The following is a 22626-nucleotide window of genomic DNA, read 5'->3' on the forward strand; positions in this document are numbered from 1 at the left end:
CAACCCTGTCCTTGAAAAAGAAGAACGCTTTTTCTGCGTGCGATGTCTATTCAAGAAGCTTCCCTTGTCCTGTCAACCCCAACGAATCGGGAATTTAGGTACTGTTTCTCTCATAACGTTCGCAAAATAATAAGTAGATTTTTCAAAGGCAAGGTATACGGTTCCTTACATCGTAGATAAAGAAAACATCCTCTGCAACAAGCGGTCCCTTTTTAGTCGGCCTTCCTTTAGTTTCGAACTGATGTTGGGCCTTATTGCAGAAAGAAGATTGAAGTTTACTAGCAGCACGAGCGCTTTAGTTAAACGAAGCTACATTCATAAAAGCTCCATCAAGTAAAAACGGACATCGTTTCCAAGACAACGAAAAAAGCCCTAAATTGCTAGAAGGAAGATTCCAATCTCGCAATTTAGGGCTTTCTATTGGCTCCCGATCGTGCCGTCCACTTAGAAGTTTTGATCCCGCTCTCAGCAGGTGGGTGCTCTGTTCTATACTTATTGTGTTTCCTCAGGTTAAGAGGCGTGCACGCAATATAGAAACATGCGAGCTCCCATTTTTAAAGTTGTTCGGTCAAAATACTTTTTATGGACGAACACATCAGGATTTTGCTCTTATTTGTAAATATATTTTAACATGTCATTTCTCAAAAAATCAATCCTTAAGATTCGTATATGCAAAGTGTTATAAAGTAAATCAGTCAGTGGTCTTTTTTCTGCGAAAGATGAGATGAAAGGCTAAGGTTTCAACATCCTTCTAAAAAAACAGTGAGGATACTAGCGTAGCTTTTCTTGCCCTTGAAAAACCGCTATGTATCGCTGTCGTAGTCTTTCTTGTCATCCAGAACGAGTCCGGTATTTAGGGCCGTATCTCCCACTTAAACTTCTTCTTCTTATTATCTTTAAGTAAGAGTATTTTGCGTCATCTTTACCCTATATTTTTTTCTACAGCTAATCTTTACTTCTCATCATTCATCAGTTTAATTCCCAACTCATCCAGCTGTGTTGAACCTACTTCACTTGGGGCATCTGTCAGTAAATCGGAAGCAGAAGCTGTTTTTGGAAATAGGATCGTATCACGCAAATTCGTTCTGCCTGCTAACAGCATAACAATGCGATCCAGACCTAATGCAACCCCTCCGTGTGGAGGTGCACCATATTCTAACGCCTTTAACAAGAAACCAAACTGCTCGTCTGCTTCTTCTTTAGAGAACCCTAACACCTGAAACATTTTCTGTTGCACCTCTGTTTTATGAATACGAATCGATCCCCCGCCAAGCTCATAGCCATTTAACACCAAATCATAGGCGTTAGCTTTCACTTTTTCCGGATCTGTATCTAATTTATCAATATCTGCTTCAACAGGTGAAGTAAACGGGTGGTGGGCAGCAGAATACCTACCCTCTTCTTCGTCATACTCTAACAGCGGCCAATCGGTCACCCATAAGAAGTTATAAGCAGACTCATCCATTAATTTTAATTCTTTTCCTAACTTCAAACGAAGTGCACCAAGACTATCATACACAACATTTGTCTTGTCAGCGACAAACAACAGTAAATCTCCATCCTCTGCTCGAGCGGCAGTCATTAAACCTGATTTTTCTTCTTCGGAAAGAAATTTAACAATTGGTCCTTTCAATTCAGCACCTTCCACTTTCAACCAGGCTAAACCTTTGCCGCCATATACTTTCACAAAGTCCGTCAGCTTATCAATATCCTTGCGAGAGTAATGATTCGCCTGCTGTTTGACATTTAATAAAGCAACTAGGCCACCAGCCTCAATTGCGCCTTGAAACACTTTGAAATTAGACTGCTTGACTACTTCCGATACATGGATAAGTTCCATGCCAAAGCGTGTATCCGGCTTGTCTGAGCCAAAACGTGCCATTGCTTCCTCATAAGGCATTCTCTTTAGAGGCAGTGGAATATCAATTCCTTTTACTTGTTTCATCACATATTGCATCATTTCTTCAGTGAATTTCATAATATCATCACTAGTTAAAAACGATGTTTCAATATCAATTTGTGTGAATTCAGGTTGACGATCTGCTCGTAAATCTTCATCACGGAAACAACGAGCAATTTGATAGTATTTTTCAAAGCCGCCCATCATAATTAGTTGCTTAAACAGTTGCGGTGACTGTGGTAAAGCATAAAATTCTCCACGATGCACGCGGCTTGGTACAAGATAATCTCTTGCTCCCTCTGGCGTGCTTTTCGTTAAAATTGGTGTTTCCATTTCTAAAAATCCACCATCATTCAAGTATTGACGTACAGCTTGTGTAATCTGGTGGCGTAATTTAAATGTTTCTTGTAATGGCTTGCGACGCAGATCTAGATATCGATACGTTAATCTTAGATCTTCGGACACGTCTGTTTCATCTTGAATCGAAAATGGCGGTGTTTTAGCTTTATTTAAAACGGTTATCGATTGTGCTACCACTTCAATGGTACCTGTTTGCATATTCGGATTAACAGTTCCAGCATCTCGCTTCACGACTTTCCCCTCAACCTCCACCACATACTCACTTCGAATTGTCTCAGCGATTTCCAAAGCAGAAAGTGAGCGATCTGGATTAAACACAACTTGTATCAAGCCAGATACATCACGAAGATCAATGAAAATTAAACCTCCTAAATCTCTGCGTTTTTGTACCCACCCCTTTAATAGCACTGATTTTTCAACATCCGTCTCTGTTAACGATCCCGCCATTGTACGCACATTCTCACTCATGATCCTTTCCTCCTAAAAGCTTTTCCTTTAACACAGCTATTACACTATCTAATGCAATGGTTTCCTGATTACCTGTTGCCATTTCTTTTATAACTATTGTTCTATCTTTTAATTCATTTTTCCCTAGAATCAATACGTATTTTGCTTGATACCGATCAGCAGCTTTTAATTGTCCCTTCATTTTTCTGTTTTGATAGTCCTTATCAGCTTGAATTCCTTGCTTTCTTAATTGATGTACTAAACAAACTGCTTCTTTTTCCGCTTCATTCCCAACAGCAACCACATACGTATCCAGCGAACGATCTATTGATATGTCTTGGTTTTCTGCTTTAAGCGCCATTAGCAATCTTTCCAATCCCATACCAAATCCAATTCCTGGCGTACTCGGCCCTCCAAGTTCTTCAACAAGCCCATTATATCTACCACCACCGGCAAGGGTAGTAATCGCACCAAATCCCTCTGCATCACTCATAATTTCAAAAGCCGTATGATTATAATAATCAAGACCGCGAACAAGATTTTTATCTACTTCATATTCAATTCCCATCAAGGTTAAATATGCTTTAACTTGTTCAAAATAATTTTGCGAAGCATCATTTAAATAATCCAGTATCGATGGAGCAGACTGCATGGCTGGATGCTCACGATCCTTTTTACAGTCAAGCACACGTAATGGATTAGTTTCCAAACGTTGTTGACAATCAGAGCAAAGCTCACCCTTATATGGAGTAAAATGTTCAATCAAAGCCCTTCTGTGTGTGTCTCGGCTTTCTTTGTCCCCAAGGGAATTGATCACTAACTTAATCGACTTTAGTCCTAAAGCTTGGTAACAGCTCATCGCTAAATCAATAACCTCTGCATCAACGGCTGGGTCTGCACTCCCTAATACTTCTACACCGAATTGATTTAATTGTCGCATCCGCCCTTTTTGTGGACGTTCATATCTGAACATTTCAGCAAAATAATATAATTTCGTAGGCTGGTTGGCTAATCCATATAATTTATTTTCCACAAATGCTCGAACGACGGGAGCCGTTCCTTCAGGACGTAAAGTAATGCTTCGCCCACCGCGATCTTGAAATGTATACATTTCCTTTTGTACGATATCTGTAGAATCTCCTACTCCTCGTTGAAATACTTCGGTATGCTCGAATAAAGGTGTCCGTATCTCTTCATAATGGAATCGGTGGCAAATCTGTTTTATTGTACTTTCAATAAATTGCCATTTATTGGCATCTTCTGGTAAGACATCTGCAGTACCTCTCGGCGCCTTATAATTCATCCGAAAAACCTCCTAATATTGATAATGTGTATATTATTCATGTAGTAAGTGCAATCGTAGTGAATGTTATTTATCGTCTAGAAAACAATATCTATTTTTACATTTCGTCTAGTTTTTGCTCAAGCTGTAGTAAACTTTCGATTGTTTTCCTACGATAGATTAAATCGTCTCCCCATGGACTGATTACCTACAGAAAGGCATCGTCCATCTAACCTCTGACAAGTTCTTCACATTGTTAAACATATACTTCTAAGTGAAAGAATTTTTACGATATCGAATTTAATTGCTACACTAAAATTAGATATTAAAAAACTCCCGTCCCTTATTATGAATAATAAGGGACGGGAGTTTAGCCCGCGTTGCCACCCTAATTGATGTTATGTATACATCCGCCTTTATACAGTTAACGCCTGTAATACGTTTATACCTACTATCCCTTTCGATATAAAGCCTCTGGAATGTCTTTCATTGGACCATCATGTGAAATGCTTCCAGCCTATGGCATTTCTTCTCTGGACATTTGGTTGCCAATTACTTTTTCCTTCATTGGTAATCTAACTATATATACAATTTGTTGCCACATCGCACTTACATGTAGGACATTATTAGAAAAACTTAGCTTATCGCCAAGTCTTTATGACGAAAGCTATAGTTTTACTTATACTATAAACCCCTAAAATTTTATATTTTCTTATAGTAAAATAAAATTTTTTCCGACGTAGAATATAATTCCTCCATGGCAACTACTGATTTTCATAACCATGAATGTATATTATATTAATCGTTCTACATAGTAATGTCAAGCGCGATCTAATTTTTTCTTTAACATCTTAACTTCTCCTAATGAAATCCCTAACTCTTCTGCTATCTCCATATGACTAACTTCTCCTTCAGCTAATTCCAGAAAGCGATGTAAATTAACACCAAACAATTGGCTTTCTTGATAAACATGTGACTGTTTTTCGGATGATTGCACGGAAAACTACCTCCTTTTATCCCGCATGTAAGGTGCCGTAAGACTCCCACTTCAAGATCTTGAGGCGGATACAAAAGTGTCTAAGTGGGAGAAAACAGCACCTAAATGCCCATTGGTTCAAGGGCCTTTAGGTCATACTCTTGTGGTACTAACATTTAGTAGGAGAGGGAAGAAAACTCCTACTGAATAAAGTTTCACTTTATAGGACTAGTTTGCCTAGCATTTGATTTTTTATTATGCTAAAAGAAAAAGGGGCAAGAGACAAATTTTTAAACGGGCGACTGCCGTTTGTATTTATACATAACTTAATAAATAACGGATTAACATAATTGAACCGGACTGTATATCTGATCTTTGTTTCTAATTAATATGACTCCATAAACAAAACGCATCCTCTATTCAAATTCACCCTTAATCATTTTGCTATATCTCATTTGACTATATAAGCGATTCTCAAAGGTATAACATGAACTTAAATGGAAATAACTGATAAAGAATAACTTAGCGAGCGGCAAGAGAGCGATGACGATCGCCTAACTGCACTTAACTTAAGACTTAGCTTTTTACTACGTCCAACCAACTTACTGCGTTAAAATGTAATTTTTTAACGTGTAAAGAAAACGTTGCTAATGGTGGACCTCTGTCAAAAGCTGCCTAACTGCCTCGATAGATGCATAGTGTTTCCGAATTTTTATAACAATTTATACAATTAGTACTCAAAATGAAACTTCTTTCAAGGAGCGGTTTTTATCTCAACAGAATAGATCAAAGGCTAAGATCACAACACTATAGAAAAATGCAATTATTACTGTTTCCTTCCTTTGAAAAAGAAGAACGCTTTTTCTGCGTGCTAAGGGGGCTTATGACACCCTTCAATGCAGGATAAAATTTCTTAGCTCATAACAAGGAGGCAATAAATGAAAAGGACAAAATTAATCATCGTCTTACCAATTATAATTGTATTTATGCTATTAATTACGCCCATTTCCCATGCATTGGAAGGAACTGTTACCAAAAACAGAGTAAATATTCGCAGTGGTCCAGGAACGCAATTTTCCAACATGGAACAGGCTAATAAAGGAGATAGATACAACGTTTTGCAACGAGCGGATGATTGGATTAAAGTTAAATTAAATTATAGGGAAGGTTGGATTGCGGCGGATTATATACAAATTCATTCGGAACAACATCCAGAAACGATTACCATTTCAAATAAGAAGACACATATACGCAATGGACCATCAACCGATTATTCAATTAATCACTTTGCTGATAAAGGCAGCATATACAATGTTCGAAGCGCTACTGGTGATTGGTATGAAATCGAAAACAAACATGGACGAGGCTATATATATAAACAACTAACCAAGCCAGTAAGCACACCTTCTAAGAGTAGTTTTGCAAATAAAACGATTGTGGTAGATGCTGGACATGGCGGAAGAGATGTTGGGGCGATTGGAGCAACGGAAGTATTTGAAAAAGATGTTGCGTATTTAACTGCACAGGAATTAAAAAAAGAATTGGAAATGTTAGGGGCTAACGTTAAAATGACTAGGTTAAGAGACGACTTTGTTCCACTAAACAGCAGAATCAGCTTTAGTAATACATTAAATACAGACGTATTTATTAGCCTACATTATAATAGTGTTCCGCAACTGCCAAACGTTACTGGAATCGAAGCTTATTATTATCAAGAGCGTAATCGTTCATTAGCAACCTATGTACAAGCTGAATTGATAAAATCAACTGGTGCGGATAATCGCGGAACAAGCTTTGGTGATTTTCTCGTACTTAGACAAAATTATAAGCCTGCTATTTTAGTTGAACTCGGTTTTATATCGAATAAAAACCAAGCTTCCTTGTTGCAGACAACAATGTATCAGCAACAATTGGTTTCTGGTATCATTAACGGTTTGGGTAAATATTTCGCAAATGAGTAATAAGAACAAACCTATATGGGGATTGTTCTTATTACTTTTCCTTACTGTCAATGATCAATGTAACCGGCCCTTCATTAATTAGTTGTACCTCCATCATTTCACCAAATGCACCCTTCTCCACAAAAATACCTTCTTTTTCTAATAATTGATTAAATTTAACATACAAATCATTTGCATAGTCTGGACGAGCAGCTTTCATAAAATTAGGTCTTCTTCCTTTTCTCGTATCTCCATACAATGTAAATTGAGAAATAGAAAGAATACTGCCACCAACATCTTTTAAAGATAAATTAAGTTTGTTCTGTTCATCTTCAAATACTCGTAAATGGACAATTTTATTGGCTAAATAGGCTGCATCTTCTTCTGTATCGTCATGCGTGATTCCTACTAAAACAACAAAGCCTTGTGCAATTTCTCCAATTACCTTACCGTTTACAGAAACACTGGCTTCTTTCGCTCGTTGGACTACTACTTTCATTATTATGCTCCTTTTTTCTAATTCTCTTGTTTGGAATGAAAAAGCACCCTTATTCGTTACTGGATGGTTCGCTTCACCGTATACACATCTGTAATTTGCTTAATTCTTTCTACAATTTTTCGTAAATGTCTTGTATTATGGATTAAAATCGTAATTTGAATGAACGCCATTTTGTTACGGTCAGAACGGCCGTTCACATAGGTGATGTTCGTCTTTGTCTCATTAATTGCTTGCAAGACTTCATTTACTAACCCACGTCGGTCATAGCCTGAAATTTCCAGGTCGACATGGTATTGCTTTTGTTCCGTTCGATTATTTTCCCATTCCACATGGAGAAAGCGTTCCCTCGCTTCTTCTGTCTGCACATTAGGACAATCCTTTCTGTGGACAGAAATACCTCTTCCTTTTGTAATATATCCTACTATGTCATCACCAGGAACAGGGTTACAACATTTCGATAGACGAACAAGCAGATTGTCAACACCTTCTACTTTCACACCGATATCGCGCTTATTTATTTTTTTATCCTTTTTATCTTTGACATCCGTTTTTACTTCTTCTATCGTTTGTTCAAGTTCTTGTTGTTTTTCCTTCGTTTGTCTTATTTTTTCAGTTAATCGTGTGGCAATAGAAGCTGCAGTAATTCCTTGATAGCCAACAGCCGCATACATATCATCCGCATTGGAGAAGTTATACTTTTCGTATACACGTTGTAAGTTTTCCTGCGTTAGAACATCCTTCGGTTCTATATTTAAGTTTCTAATTTCTTTATCCACAGCTTCTTTTCCTTTAAGAATGTTTTCTTCACGCCGCTGCTTTTTAAAAAACTGTTTAATCTTGTTCTTTGCTTGGGATGTTTGTGTTATTTTTAACCAATCCTGTGATGGTCCATAGGAATGCTTAGAAGTCATTACTTCAACAATGTCTCCGTTTTTCAGCTTATAATCGAGTGGCTCCATTTTTCCATTTACTTTTGCGCCAATTGTCTTATTACCGATTTCGGTATGAATTTTATACGCAAAATCCAAAGGTACGGAACCAGATGGAAGCTCAATAACATCTCCCTTAGGAGTAAATACATACACCATATCAGAAAATAAATCTACTTTTAAAGATTCCATAAATTCTTCTGCATCATGCGTATCATTTTGCCATTCCAGGATTTCACGGAACCAAGTTAACTTTTCTTCAAACGATTGCTTATCCAGATTAACCCGCTTTCCTTCTTTGTAAGCCCAATGTGCAGCAATGCCATATTCTGCGATTTCATGCATTTCCTTTGTGCGGATTTGTACTTCCAACGGATCACCTTTTGGGCCGATTACAGTAGTATGCAATGACTGATACAAGTTAGGCTTTGGCATCGCAATATAGTCCTTAAATCTGCCAGGCATTGGTTTCCAGCAAGTGTGAATAATTCCTAATACGGCATAACAATCTTTAATACTATTAACAATAATTCGAACAGCAAGCAGATCATATATTTCATTGAATTGTTTATGTTGTTTTACCATTTTTCGGTAAATACTGTACAAATGTTTTGGTCTTCCAGAAAGTTCTGCCTCAATATTCATTTCTTTCAATTGTCTGGAAACTTCCTCGATAACTTCTTTTATATAAGATTCTCGTTCCTCCCTTTTCTGCTTCATTAATTGCACAATTCGATAATATTGTTGCGGATTTAAATACCGTAGTGCTATATCCTCCAGTTCCCATTTAATTGTCGAAATCCCTAACCGATGAGCTAATGGAGCAAATATTTCTAATGTTTCATTAGCAATTCTACGCTGCTTATTAGGCGGTAAATGCTTTAAGGTGCGCATATTATGGAGCCTGTCTGCCAATTTAATTAAGATTACACGAATATCTTTCGCCATTGCAACGAACATTTTTCGATGATTTTCTGCCTGTTGGGCTTCTTTTGATTTATACTTAATCTTACCTAGTTTAGTAACACCATCTACAAGCATGGCAACTTCATGATTAAATGTCTCTTCAATCGCCTCTAACGTGACATCAGTATCTTCTACTACATCATGAAGAAAGCCGCCTGCAATGGTTTCCGCATCCATTCCCAGCTCCGTTAAAATACCGGCCACTTGAACAGGATGGATAATATATGGCTCTCCAGATTTTCTAAATTGATCCGCATGCGCTTTTTCAGCAAATTCATATGCTTTGCGAATAAAAGCAGTATCTTCTTCGGTCAGATACTGACTAGCCTTATTCAAAATGTTATCTATTGTCATAATATCGCTTTTCGCCATTAAAAATCACCTTTATTCGCTATATCAAGTCTAATTTCTTAAATAGTTTAATTATATGCTTTTCTCTTGTATGTGTCCATTATAAGAATCAGTCAAAATTAGGATGACTTTATGAAAATTTACAGTATTAGGTTGTTTAACAGTAGACATTCCCATCCACCGTTCCTATTATTTTCCATATTTTTCAAATTTATTACTATGTAATTATATTACAATAATAGGCCTAACGATTTCATATCGCCAGACCTATCTTACCGTCAATAGCTCATTAAGGATAATACATCATACCCTTGTAACTTTTCCATACCGCCCAGATAGCTCAATTCGATAATAAATGCACAACCAACAACAATTCCACCAAGCTCTTCCACCAGCTTAATAGTTGCTTGAATAGTACCACCTGTCGCTAATAAGTCATCTGTAATTAAGACGCGTTGCCCAGGTTGAATCGCATCTTTATGAATCGTTAATATGTTTTTGCCATATTCTAAGCCATAATCAATCTTTACTACTTCTCGTGGAAGCTTACCTTCCTTTCTCACCGGAACAAAACCTACTCCCAGAGCATAAGAAACTGGGCAACCAATAATAAACCCTCTTGCTTCAGGGCCAACAATCACATCAATTTCTTTTTCCTTTGCATATGTTACAATTTCATCTACAACTGAGCGAAAGGCATCACCATTAGCCATTAATGGTGTAATGTCCTTAAATTGTATTCCTTTCTTTGGCCAGTCTTCCACAATTTTAATGTAACTTTTATAATCCATAACTAGGTTCCTCCTTGGGACTTCCCAAATGATCCATATATTTTGCAAAATAGTTTTTTAGTTCTTCGTAGGTAGAATAATACAGTATCCTTTCGATCTCAGCTTGTTGCAATCGCTTTTGATATGTTTCAGAGTCCTGTAAATTTCGCTTTGCTGGATGCGGATTCAGTTTAATAATTCTATCCTCTATGTGTATAAATTGTAGTTCATAAAATACGTGAATAATAAACAGCAATTTATCTTTATTCCATCCTCGTGATTGGGCTAATGTGGGTAATTTCCTGTCGATATGAATTGATTTATAAATAAGTAACTTATGATACATCCATTTGAAATCATCTCTTGAAGGAAAAGCACGTAAATATGTACTATCCTCTATATAATAACATAGATGAATATTCTTAGGCTTGGTCGCAATAAGGATTTCCTCTAAGTCACTCCATTTTTCCGGCATTGAAAATATAAATAAAGTATCGATCTGCTTTAAATTTGACCAATCGTCCTTATACGTTCGGTGTGGAATACCTAACGATTGTGCTTGTAATTTATCTCCCACTGCAGCACAGGTTGAATTGGTATGAACAAATATTGCTAAATCAACAGCTTTTTTACCACGATGATCAAACAACTGCCAATCTGCTATACAGATGTCTTCAATCATTATTTGAGGCTTGCGGTGTCCGTTCCATTCATTAATTGATAACTCGCCGACTACATGGACGATTGTTTGAGGAGTTAAGTAATGGAAAAGTTCACCTATACCAAAACCAATCCCATCTACCATTGTCTTTTCGTTTTTAAATTGAAGCTTTAAATGATTTTTCATGCTACCAATTTGCTTTGGCTGTCTAGGAGTTTCCCGGATATGAAATAAAGGCTTTGGATTGTGCATACCAAAAGGCGCCAACCGTTGAATATCCTCGATTAGCTCTATTGTTATTTCTGAAAGTGATAATGTCTGACTGATTTGAATCTCCTGTTTAAAATCATCAGGTTGAAGTTCTTCAGAAATTTGTTTATTTAAAGCTTGCTGCAGTGACCCTATTTGCTCGATCGGAAGTGTCATCCCTGCTGCTTGTGAATGACCTCCAAAAGTATTAAATAAATGACGAACCTGCATACAATTTTCAAATAAATCGAAAGCTGAAATACTTCTTGCAGATCCTTTAGCAATTCCTTCTTTCATTTTCAACGTAAGTACAATAGCAGGCCTATCCATTTTACGAACCAATTTGGAAGCGACAATTCCAAGTACTCCCTCATTCCAGCCCTCTTTTGCAACAATAATAACATCTTGGTCTTCTTGTCCTGCAAGCATTTGTTCAGCCTCTGTTACGATCTGTTGAACAAGCAATTGTCTCTCTTCATTCAATGCTTCGATTGCATGGGCGATCTCCGTTGCAACATCAGGATCTTCTGTAAGCAATAAGTCAACAGCCATATCAGCAGACTGCAGTCTCCCTACCGCATTCAGTCTTGGACCAATAAGAAATCCGACATCTTCTTCCGTTACTGTTCCTTCCACTTTAGAAACTTGTTTTAACGCTTTTAACCCTATGTGCTTTGTATGCGTCAAAGCACGTAAACCATGATATGCTAAGATTCTATTTTCATCAATAAGAGGAACAAGATCAGCAATCGTACCAATAGCAACATAATCTAGGAATTGATGCGGAAAATAACCCAACAAGGATTGAGCAAACTTAAAAGCGACGCCTACTCCAGCCAGTTCATGAAATGGATAATTGGGTGAGCATTTTGGGTGAATGATAGCATAACAATCCGGTAATTGGTCTTGGATTTCATGATGATCCGTAATAATCAAATCCATTCCTAATTCTTTTGCTATTTCAGCCTCTTCAATTGCTGCTATTCCATTATCTACTGTAATAATTAATTGATATCCTTGTTCATAAGCATGACGAAATGCTGCTTCATTCGGACCGTACCCTTCCGTAAATCGATTCGGAATATAGTAATCACAATATGCTCCTAACTCCAGTAACGCTTTTACCAGCACTGCTGTGGCAGTTACTCCATCTGCATCATAATCACCAAAGACGAGAATCTTTTCATCTTGTTTAATTGCTTGATGAACACGCTTTGTCGCTTTATCAATGGATTGGAGATGATGGGGATTGTGTAAATCAGCAAAATCAGGTTGAAGAAATTTTGCTGCTGCTTGCTCCGTTGTAATTCCTCTTTGAAGTAAAAGTTTTTGTATAACTGGTGATAGTTGAAGTGAATCAGCCACCAAGTTTACCTCTGTTTCTTCTATTCCTACAAAATTCCATTTTGCTTTACTTTGTAGCATAATTTCACCCCTGACCAATCTATTATACATAAATATTATTAGAGGTAGCAACTAGAGATTTACTTATTTCAATTTTTCCTAACGTTCTCGCTAAAAAAGAGGATGAATAAACTTGGGGGTCGCTAAAATTGCTACAGCTTGGGCTCTTAAACTAGACAAAGCTACTTTCCAAAAAAACTATCCAAAATGCAGAAACAGATATAATTTCCTAGACAAAAACAAAGCGTACAAATTAGCCAAGTTATATGCGCTTCTAATCTAATGAAAACAGATTTTTGATTCTTAGAAAAACTTGGTTTGTTGCCAAGTCTTTATGGCAAAAGCTATCGTTTTTCTTATACGATAAAGTGAAACTTCATTCAGTAGGAGTTTTCTTCCCTCTCCTACTGAATATTAGTACCACAAGAGTATGACCTAAAGGCCCTTGAACCAATCGGGCATTTAGGTGCCGTTTTCTCCCACTTTGACCCTTTGTATCAACTAAAGGCTCTTGAAGCAGGAGTCTTACGGCACCTTACATGCGGGATAAAGTGAAACTTCATTCCGTGAAATGCTTTTTACACGGAATGTTAGTTGAACCAATCGGGCATTTAGGTGCCATTTTCTCACACTTTGACTCTTTTGTATCAATTCAGCACTTGAAGTGGGAAACTTACGGCACCTTACATGCGGGATAAAGCCTAAAGTTTTATACTTTCCTATAGTAATAAAAAACCTCTGTCCCCATTGGAACAGAGGTCACTATTATACTTGTGGTCCTTGTACTCTTTTTTTCTTCCTAAAATCAACTGGTTTTTTCTTAAGCATTTTTCCTCGCCAAATCAACCATAGTTGTGAAGCTAAGAAGAGTGATGAATAGGTACCGGCAATAAGTCCAAACGTAAGGGCAACAGCAAACCCACTAATGGATTCAGCACCAAGGAACAAAAATGCCAACACAGCAATTAGTGTCGTAAGGGTTGTATTGATACTTCGAGTAAATGTCTGTACCAGACTCCGATTAACGACTTCAGCAAGTTCCTTAAAGGTTTTGATTTTTTTCCGTTTGCGTATATTTTCTCGAATCCGATCAAATGTAACGATAGTGTCATTAATCGAATAACCGACAATGGTAAGAATTGCTGCAACGATTGTGATATCAAATTCAATTTGTGTAATACTAAAAATAGCAACCATAAAGAAAGCATCATGCAATAAAGCAATAATTGCCGTAATGGCGAAGAAAAATTCAAAGCGAATCGTCACATAAATGATCATAAAGACAGAAGCAACAGCAACGGCAAAAGCGGCATTTTTAACAAGTTCTTCACCAACAATAGGTGAAACAACACTTACACTTGGCTCATGATCATATTTATCAACGAAATAAGCTTTTACTTCAGCAATCTTATCTTTTTCAAGCACTTTGTCAAATCGAGCAACAGCCATTTCCCCATTTTCACCTGAAGATACAATCGATTTTGCTTCAATACCCAGTTTACTAAAATCTTGCTCAATTTCTTCCATAGAAATACTGTTTTCAGCTAAAATTTCAATCCTGGAACCACTTGTAAAATCAACACCCGGATTTAACTTAAACATGACTAAAGAAGCTGATCCAATTATAACCATGATGGCAGAAATCCAGAAAAATTTCTTTCGATGACCTACTATGTTAGGAGTTCGGTTAAACACAGTTGGTTCTACTTCACTTTTATCTTTTATATCTTGTATCTCTGCTTTTTTAACACCAAACCAACCTGGACGTTTTTTTAAGAATTTGGTTTTAATCCAAAGGCTTAGCAATAGACGTGTTCCAAATACTGCTGTTAAAAAGCTCACTAGGATACTAACAATTAACATTGTCGCAAATCCCTTAACCGAGCTTGTACCAAAAATAAACAACACAGAAGCCGCTATTAACGTCGTAATATTTGCATCTAAAATCGTTGATAAGGAGTTTTTGGTACCTGCTTTAAAGGAAGCAATAAGTGATTTACCGGATCGAAGCTCTTCCTTAATTCGTTCAAAGGTAATGACGTTGGCATCTACTGCCATCCCAACTCCAAGAATCAGTGCAGCAATACCTGGCAAGGTCAGGACACCATTCATTAATTCGAATACAAGTAGAATTAAATAAATATAAATCGTTAAATTAATAGAAGCAATTAATCCCGGGAACCGATAAACGAAAATCATAAACAAGAAGATCAGACCTACGCCGATAAAGCCAGAAAAAATCGTTTTATTTAAGGCTTGCTCACCAAACTGCGCTCCTACCGAAGTAGAATACTTTTCTTCCATATGCACTGGTAAAGAACCGGAATTAATAACATTTGCCAGCTGTTGTGCAGATTCTACAGTGAAATTACCACTAATCATTACATCTTTTGTATTTAATGTTTCTGTAACACGTGGTGCAGAAACATATTTCGGATCTTCTTTTGTATATTCCTCTCTAAATGAATCACCTTTTTTATAATCCATCCAGATCACTAATAAATTGTCTTCATACGGTGTTTCAGGGTCATTCATATCTTTTATTTTACTCGTAACCTCACCAAATTTGTCAGCATCCTTCAATTTCAATGTAACAATTGGTTGATTACTGTTTGGATCAAAGTCCTGTTTTGCACTATTTTCCTTTACGTCATTTCCGTTTAATAGTTCATGATCATTTACATCACGGAAAGACAATTGTGCAGTTGTGGACAATAATTCCCTTGCTTCTGTTTGATCTTCCACTCCAGCTAGCTGTACTCTTATACGGTCTTCTCCTTCAATATCGATGCTAGCTTCACTAATACCAAGACGGTTTACTCGGTCATTCAATATTTCTACTGTGGATTCCAATGACGTTCGACTGATTTTTTGTCCTTCATCTACTGGACTTACTTCGTATAAAACTTCAAATCCGCCTTGGAGATCAAGACCTAAGTTAATATCTTTCGTTATTCCTGTAACCGTTGTTCCAATTGTACCAGCAAAAATTAGTACGATTAGAAAAAAGGCAACAATTCTGCCTCTATTTTTCATTCCATTATGGCCTCCCTTGTTTATTTAGGGTAAAACTTTTATGTAAATAGATACGCTTAGTCGTTATTCATATTCGTTACAGCTTGAATGGACGCTAGTAAATCATCATTTTTATATGCATCCATGGTTAAATAACTTATATAGGTAGTCGTATTTAATTGAAATATGTCCCCCACTACCTCATAAATTCGCTTTTCTGGATCACCTTTCCATACCTTTTCCATCAGGCATTTCCAAACATCTTCTGTAGTTGCTTCTTTATATCCCATGAAATGAAATTCTTCCGCCTTACTTTTCAACACAGGCAGAACCATTCCTTTCCACTCGGACACGGTTTGTACTATTTCCAAAACTGACCCCTCCTTATGGAGTATGAAAAATTTCTGATCTTGTCATGCTTGGCCCACTTCTTAGCATATATATCATTGTATATGATATTCCATTTTTTGAGAAGGCAGGTCGTAAAAAAAATGACCAGACAAACATTTTTACAAGGGACTCTTATTTTAATAGCAGCAGGTATGATTACTCGATTTCTCGGTTTTATTAACCGGATTGTTGTTGCTCGTCTGATTGGCGAAGAAGGTGTTGGTCTCTATATGATGGCACTTCCAACCTTCTTTCTTGTTATCACCTTAACCCAACTCGGTTTACCAGTGGCTATCTCTAAACGAATTGCAGAAGCGCAAGCAAGAACGGACTATGCAAAAATTAAGCAAATATTAATTGTATCACTCGTTATTACCGGATTATCAAGTATTGTATTTACGGTATTAATGGTTATAGCTACACCCTTTGTCGCCACGAGATTACTAACAGATGAACGAACATTATATCCTCTTTTAGCCATTAGCCCAATCATCCCAATTATTGCGATTTCATCCGTACTACGTGGTTACTTTCAAGGAAAACAAAATATGAAACCGCAAAGCTATGCCCAAGTCATTGAACAAATTGTCCGCATCACCTGTGTAGCTTTTTTTGTAAAACTGCTTTTACCGTATGGTCTCGAATTTGCAGCTGCTGGCGCAATGTTCAGTATTATCATAGGAGAGTTAATGTCTTTATTATACATGCTGCAAATGTTTAAACGAAAGAAACGAATTAAATTGCGCACACGTTTTTTCTCCTATTTATCAGCCAGCAAAGACACCGTCCGGGAACTTTTTTCCATTGCTCTACCTAGTACGGGCAGTCGATTTATAGCTTCAATTTCTCATTTTCTGGAACCGATTTTGGTAGCTCAAAGTTTGGCAATAGCGGGAGTATCGAGCACTTTAGCAACGAAACAGTATGGAGAATTAACCGGTTATGTGCTGCCTTTATTATTTCTACCAACTTTCATTACAAATTCGTTGTCTATTGCATTAGTCCCTTCGATTTCTGAGGCAGAAGCAACGAAAAACACACAATTGATTCATTATCGCATCCATCAATCCATTCGTATATCTTTCGCTTCCGGAGCAATAGCTACCATTGTTCTATCTTTATTTTCCGTACCTATTTTAACATATATGTATGGAACAGCTGAAGCGAGTAAATTTGTTTTGTTAATGGCTCCATTTTTCATTTTACTTTATATTCAATCTCCTTTACAAGCAGCTTTACAAGCATTGGACTTGGCTAAAGCCGCTATGTGGAACAGTCTAATCGGGGCATTTTGTAAGCTTGGAGCCTTAGTTTTTCTTGCGTCTAACCCAAACTTTGGAATTATGGGTGTTGCAATTGCGATTTCCTTAAGTGTTGTCTTGATCACTCTTCTTCATCTAGCTTCACTGTATAAATCTATTGGCTTCGGTATACCATTTAAGGACATCCTAAAAATGATTGCGCTCATTCTCTTGACTTGGGGGACTGGCCAATTAATTAAAGGAATCTATGAGCAAACAAATGCAGGACTTATTCTGTTTATCATTTTATTAGGTCTCCTCGTGTTTATTTATATTCTATTTCTGTTCTTACTTCGTTTTATCACGAAAGAAGAGCTAAAACAAATCCCTTTTTTGCAAAAATGGGTGGACCTATAGGTAGGATGCAACTTTTCTAGTCCCAGAACCTATCGAAAAGGCGAAACGATCCGATCGTTTAGAACTTAATAATCAAGTAGACAGGGTTATAATAACGAGACTGGGGCATAAGCAAATACGAAATAGCACAAACCGAACAATTCATTTATAATTGTTCGGTTTGTTTGTGTTTAGAAAAACTTGGCTTGTCGCCAAGTCTTTAGCAAATGCCATCGTTTTTCTTATACGATAAAGTGAAACTTCATTCAGTAGGAGTTTGCTTCCCTCTCCTACTGAATGTTAGTACCTCAGGGGGTATGACCTAAAGGCCCTTAAACGAATCGGGCATTTGGGTGCCGTTTTCTCACACTTAACCCCTTTTGTATCAACTCAAGGCTCTTGAAGTAGGAATCTTACGGCACCTTACATGCGGGATAAAGTGAAACTTCATTCCGTGAAATGCTTTTTACACGGAATGTTAGTTGAACCAATCGGGCATTTAGGTGCCGTTCTCTTACACTTTGACCCTTGTATCAACTAAAGATTTTGAAGTGAGAGTCTTACGGCACCTTACATGCGGGATAAACCATAAAATTTTATACTTTCCTATAGTACAAGGACGATTTATCGTTCGTTTTTTTTTATCAGCTGTTTTAGTTATATCCCAGCCTCGTTTACTTTTTCTTGGGATCTATCATGATTATAAAAAGTTATGTCATCATTGATCGTTTTATAGAGTTCAGTCAAATGTCTCACATTTGTTTAAAAGGATTCTATCGTTCCATTATCAATACATTCCTACCTCAAGGCATACTGTGTGTCATTACTTTATCTAACCTACGTTTAAAGCTATAAGAAGGCTGGAATCCTTTATTCATGGATAAGCTAGTGCTTATCTTCGTTTAGTTTGTCTGTAGCAAGTTCCAATGTCTTACAGACAAGCCGTATTATTCCTTTCCTATGCCCTAACCAAAATACAATTTTGTACATAATTCTTTTATTCAATAGCCTATATGCCAATAACACTTCGTACTTAAACTAAACTTATTGGACATAAATATCTCCTCCTAAGGAAAAAAACAGATTTTATTTTTTAATCTGTTTTTCCTTAGGAGGAGCATGTCAAAAAAACGGAGGCATTCTTTTACATTTACCAGGTGTATGGAACTAAATACCTTGTATAGATATAGAGCGTAGAAACGATTAAAGAAATAATAACAAGCGGCAGGCCATAAAGCAAAAAACGAATAAAAGGAATTTTTTGTTTTGCACCTTCTGCCAATCCTGCTACTACCACATTTGCAGAAGCGCCAATCAACGTTGCATTCCCTCCTAAGCAAGCGCCTATTGCCAACGCCCACCATATTGAATCCAAATAAATCATCCCGTAGCTTTCAAACTCTTGAATAACTGGAATCATGGCAGCAACAAACGGAATGTTATCAACAATACCAGAAAGCAACCCGGATACCCATAAGATTAGGATTGCCGTTTTCACATAGTCGCCATCCGTTATAACAACAATTGCTCTAGCTAGTTCTTCAATAACTCCTACCTCTTCCAAACCGCCAACTAATGCAAACAAACCAATAAAGAAAAATAATGTTACCCACTCTACGATTGCAAAAATTCGTTCTGTTTGTAATTCTTTTTCAGTTAACAGCAACAATAAAATCGCACCTGACAAGGCAACGGTTGTTAATTCTATATGCAAAAAAGCATGTAAGATAAAACCAATAATTGTAAAAGAGAGCACAGCTACTGATTGATAAAGCATCGGTGTCTTTTTCAAATAAACTTTCGCCTCTATTTCTAGCAATTCTGCATGATCTCTTTTTGCTTGTTGGAATGATTTACGAAACAATATCCATACAAACAGCAACATTAATACTAAACATAATACCGGCAATAGGAGCCATATGGACTAAGAAAGAAGAGAAAGTGAAATGTTCAACGGCTTGTCCAATCATAATATTGGGAGGGTCGCCAATCAGTGTTGCAGCTCCCCCAATATTAGAACTAAAAATAATAACCAAAAGGTAAGGAAAAGCAGGCAACTTTAATAACTTTGTTATTTTAAGCATTACTGGAACGAATATTAAAACGGTAGTTACATTGTCTAATAAAGCGGAACCTACCCCTGTTAATATACCCGCTCCTATTAATAGGGGTATCGGTTTTCCTTTTACCTGTTGAGCAAAACGAATAGCAATATAAGAGAATAAGCCTGTTTTCTCTGTAATTGCTATCAATACCATCATAGAGAACAATAAAGCAATTGTTTTCCAATCAATATAGCGGAGTAACATTTACTCTGTGCCTGTTAATAATAATAGGACTCCACCTGTCAATGTTATCACTGCTCGATTTATCCGTTCAGTCATAATAAAAAAATAACAGCAAATAAAAATTAGTGAAGCAATTACAATTTCCACTTCATACCTACTTTCACGCGGGAGCTTTATTTTATATGGCTTACTTCACTATATGTGATAAAAAAAGAAAATATTTTCTTCTATTATTTCTCCTAATGAATAGAATGAAGTAAGTGGACAATCTTAAAAGGGGGTTCAGTGAATTGCAAAAAAGACATTGGATTGCGTTATTATATGGATGGATTGTTGTTTTAGGTTTAATAATGGTGGCGAGCTTTGTTTTAACTCTATTGCTTCGGTTTACTACGTTTAGTGATCCCGCTTTATCATGGGTCACCTTTGTTATTGGTCTTATCTCTCTATTTCTTGGAGGATTCGTAGCAGGAGCTAAGGGAAGAGCAAAAGGGTGGATCGTTGGTACACTCACTGGAGCAGGTTTCACATTATTTATTTTCTCCGTGCAGTACTTAGGGTATCAGCAAGGTTTCTCACTGGAACAAAGTTTACACCACCTTGGTTACATTGCAGTGGCTTTATTTGGCGGTACAATAGGCGTTAATCTTAGTGGTGGACCAATAAATGACAACTAAATTCGAAAAAAACGAAGTGAAAAGCGTTCATCTAGAGACGGACAAACTGGAGAACTTCTGACGAGATAAAGAAAACATGCCCCTCAACTGAGATATTGCTGACACCTGAACGACATGCCCGCTTTTAGTCGGCCTTCCTTTAGATTCAAGCCGATGTTGACTTATCGTAGGAAGAAGATCGAAGTTTGCTAGTCGCTCGAGTGCTTAAACTAGACGACGGAGCTATTTTCAAAAAAGATATCCTAGGAAAACAGATATAGGTTCTTCCTAGAATAAAATAAAATTTATATCTAGATTTTATTTTATTTATTGCTTTCTTTTAATTTTTACCAAGACAAAAAACAACACAGGAGAAAATCTCTCTGTGTTGTTTTTTTATGTAGCGTCTTTCCATTCGCGTGGTAGAAGCAACAGACTTTAGTCTATTGCTTACTCCGATAGCGCGAAAAACTTTTTACTGTTGTTTAACTTCACGAATCGCAGAACGATCATATGTCAGCTTCGATCCATCACCTGCTTGAATAACGACTGTGTCTTCATCCATAGCATGAATCACACCGTGGAAACCGCCAATCGTAATAACTGTATCTCCTTTTTGCAAGTCTGCTTGCATTTGTCTTACTTGCTTTTGTCGCTTTTGCTGCGGGCGAATAAGGATGAAATACAAAAGCACAAACATCAAAATTAACGGCAGTAATGATGCTAACATTTCCATAATACTATTCCTCCCTTCCATAAGCTAGAAATTCTTTGCGTTCGGTTTATTAAATCCGTACTGCTCAAAGAATTCTTCCCTAAATGAGCCAAGACGATCTTCGCTAATAGCTATTCGTACTTGCTCCATTAATTTTAACAGAAAATATAGGTTATGATAAGTAGTAAGTCTAAATCCAAACGTTTCATTACATTTAATTAAATGGCGGATATAAGCTCTTGTATAATTATTACACACATGACAATCACAATTTTCATCAATTGGAGAAAAATCACGTGCGTACTTTGCATTTCTTACCACTAATCGGCCATTTGAAGTCATGCAAGTCCCATTTCTGGCAATTCTCGTAGGAAGAACACAGTCAAACATATCTATACCTCGAATTGCCCCATCTATTAATGAATCCGGTGAGCCAACTCCCATTAAATATCTAGGTTTATTGGTTGGCATTAATGGTGTAGTAAATTCAAGTACATGATTCATCACTTCCTTTGGTTCACCAACGGAAAGTCCTCCTATTGCGTATCCAGGAAAGTCTAAGGACACAAGATCGCTAGCGCTTTGCTTCCGTAAATCCTCATATTCCCCACCTTGAATAATACCAAATAAGCCTTGTTCTTCCTTTCTTTGATGAGCATTTAAACACCTCTCAGCCCATCTCGATGTTCGTTCTACGGAATCTCTCATATATTGATGATCCGCCGGATATGGCGGACATTCATCAAATGCCATCATAATATCTGACCCTAGAGCATTTTGGATATTCGTCGCTTTTTCTGGTGACAAAAATAGTTTCTCTCCATTTAAATGATTGCGAAAATGCACCCCTTCTTCTGTAATTTCTCGCATTTCACTAAGGCTAAAAACTTGAAAACCACCAGAATCAGTAAGTATTGCACCATCCCAGTTCATAAACTGATGTAGACCGCCAGCCTCTTTAATAATATCTTCTCCAGGTCGAAGCCAAAGATGGTACGTATTTGACAAAATGATATTTGCTCCGATTTCCTTTAATTCCTCTGGACTCATTGTTTTCACTGTCGCCAGCGTGCCTACTGGCATAAATGCTGGTGTATCAAATGATCCATGTGGTGTGTGTACCCGTCCAAGCCTGGCACCGGTTTGTTTACATGTTTTTATTAACTCATAAGTAATTGGTATCATAAACCA

15 protein-coding genes, 1 other RNA gene, 1 pseudogene and 1 other annotated feature are annotated in these 22626 nt (G+C 37.1%); of the genes and pseudogenes, 3 read left to right on the top strand and 14 right to left on the bottom strand.

Annotated features, from left to right (window positions below; translation table 11 throughout):
- Positions 1-420: 420 nt before the first annotated feature.
- The 4 genes from ssrS to BN1066_RS20390 form a co-directional block, all read right to left on the bottom strand.
- A non-coding RNA gene (gene ssrS, locus BN1066_RS18275) (6S RNA) lies at positions 421-605 on the bottom strand.
- A gap of 347 nt (positions 606-952) precedes the next feature.
- Positions 953-2728 carry an aspartate--tRNA ligase gene (aspS, locus tag BN1066_RS18280; RefSeq protein ID WP_077321076.1) on the bottom strand — a complete coding sequence of 592 codons (1776 nt, stop codon included), beginning with the start codon at positions 2726-2728 and terminating at the stop codon, positions 953-955.
- Positions 2721-4010 carry a histidine--tRNA ligase gene (gene hisS / locus BN1066_RS18285; protein WP_077321078.1) on the bottom strand — a complete coding sequence of 430 codons (1290 nt, stop codon included), beginning with the start codon at positions 4008-4010 and terminating at the stop codon, positions 2721-2723. The genes aspS and hisS overlap by 8 nt, the downstream gene beginning before the upstream one ends.
- A gap of 334 nt (positions 4011-4344) precedes the next feature.
- Positions 4345-4566 (bottom strand) — a binding site (T-box leader).
- A gap of 243 nt (positions 4567-4809) precedes the next feature.
- Positions 4810-4986, bottom strand: a complete 177-nt coding sequence (locus BN1066_RS20390; RefSeq protein WP_179104429.1) for a hypothetical protein — start codon at positions 4984-4986, stop codon at positions 4810-4812.
- A 917-nt stretch (positions 4987-5903) separates the two neighbouring features.
- On the opposite strand from BN1066_RS20390, the gene BN1066_RS18290 reads away from it, so the two are divergent.
- Positions 5904-6926, top strand: coding sequence for an N-acetylmuramoyl-L-alanine amidase family protein (locus tag BN1066_RS18290; protein ID WP_077321080.1), 1023 nt, complete (start codon positions 5904-5906; stop codon positions 6924-6926).
- Between the two features lie 31 nt (positions 6927-6957).
- Here BN1066_RS18290 and dtd read toward each other — a convergent pair whose 3' ends face one another.
- The 6 genes from dtd to BN1066_RS18320 form a co-directional block, all read right to left on the bottom strand.
- A complete protein-coding gene (dtd, locus tag BN1066_RS18295) occupies positions 6958-7404 on the bottom strand; it encodes a D-aminoacyl-tRNA deacylase (protein WP_077321082.1) in 447 nt (148 codons plus the stop codon).
- A 56-nt stretch (positions 7405-7460) separates the two neighbouring features.
- Positions 7461-9671 carry a RelA/SpoT family protein gene (locus tag BN1066_RS18300; protein WP_077321084.1) on the bottom strand — a complete coding sequence of 737 codons (2211 nt, stop codon included), beginning with the start codon at positions 9669-9671 and terminating at the stop codon, positions 7461-7463.
- A 257-nt stretch (positions 9672-9928) separates the two neighbouring features.
- A complete protein-coding gene (locus tag BN1066_RS18305; protein ID WP_077321086.1) occupies positions 9929-10441 on the bottom strand; it encodes an adenine phosphoribosyltransferase in 513 nt (170 codons plus the stop codon).
- A complete protein-coding gene (recJ, locus tag BN1066_RS18310; RefSeq protein WP_077321088.1) occupies positions 10431-12755 on the bottom strand; it encodes a single-stranded-DNA-specific exonuclease RecJ in 2325 nt (774 codons plus the stop codon). The genes BN1066_RS18305 and recJ overlap by 11 nt, the downstream gene beginning before the upstream one ends.
- Before the next feature lie 744 nt (positions 12756-13499).
- Positions 13500-15770, bottom strand: coding sequence for a protein translocase subunit SecDF (gene secDF / locus BN1066_RS18315; RefSeq protein WP_077321090.1), 2271 nt, complete (start codon positions 15768-15770; stop codon positions 13500-13502).
- Positions 15771-15826: 56 nt separating this feature from the next.
- Positions 15827-16120, bottom strand: a complete 294-nt coding sequence (locus tag BN1066_RS18320; RefSeq protein WP_077321092.1) for a post-transcriptional regulator — start codon at positions 16118-16120, stop codon at positions 15827-15829.
- 120 nt (positions 16121-16240) lie between these two features.
- Here BN1066_RS18320 and spoVB point away from each other — a divergent pair, with 120 nt between their 5' ends.
- A complete protein-coding gene (gene spoVB / locus BN1066_RS18325; RefSeq protein ID WP_077321094.1) occupies positions 16241-17797 on the top strand; it encodes a stage V sporulation protein B in 1557 nt (518 codons plus the stop codon).
- Between the two features lie 1129 nt (positions 17798-18926).
- Here the strand turns inward: spoVB and BN1066_RS18330 are convergent.
- Both BN1066_RS18330 and BN1066_RS21365 read right to left on the bottom strand, forming a co-directional pair.
- A pseudogene (locus tag BN1066_RS18330) lies at positions 18927-20085 on the bottom strand (ArsB/NhaD family transporter).
- Entirely contained in the window at positions 20086-20211 is a 126-nt protein-coding gene (locus BN1066_RS21365) for a hypothetical protein (RefSeq protein WP_425445287.1), read from the bottom strand.
- A gap of 143 nt (positions 20212-20354) precedes the next feature.
- On the opposite strand from BN1066_RS21365, the gene BN1066_RS18335 reads away from it, so the two are divergent.
- Positions 20355-20741 (top strand): TIGR04086 family membrane protein, encoded by a 387-nt coding sequence (locus BN1066_RS18335; RefSeq protein WP_077321096.1) that lies wholly within the window; start codon positions 20355-20357, stop codon positions 20739-20741.
- A 454-nt stretch (positions 20742-21195) separates the two neighbouring features.
- Here the strand turns inward: BN1066_RS18335 and yajC are convergent, their stop codons facing one another.
- On the bottom strand, positions 21196-21456 hold the full coding sequence (yajC, locus tag BN1066_RS18340) for a preprotein translocase subunit YajC (RefSeq protein WP_077321098.1): 261 nt from the start codon (positions 21454-21456) through the stop codon (positions 21196-21198).
- Positions 21457-21480: 24 nt separating this feature from the next.
- Complete coding sequence (tgt, locus tag BN1066_RS18345; protein ID WP_077321100.1) at positions 21481-22620, bottom strand: tRNA guanosine(34) transglycosylase Tgt; 1140 nt, start codon at positions 22618-22620, stop codon at positions 21481-21483.
- Between the last annotated feature and the right edge of the window lie 6 nt (positions 22621-22626).

The organism is Virgibacillus proomii (genome assembly GCF_900162615.1).
Lineage (GTDB): Bacteria > Bacillota > Bacilli > Bacillales > Amphibacillaceae > Virgibacillus > Virgibacillus proomii.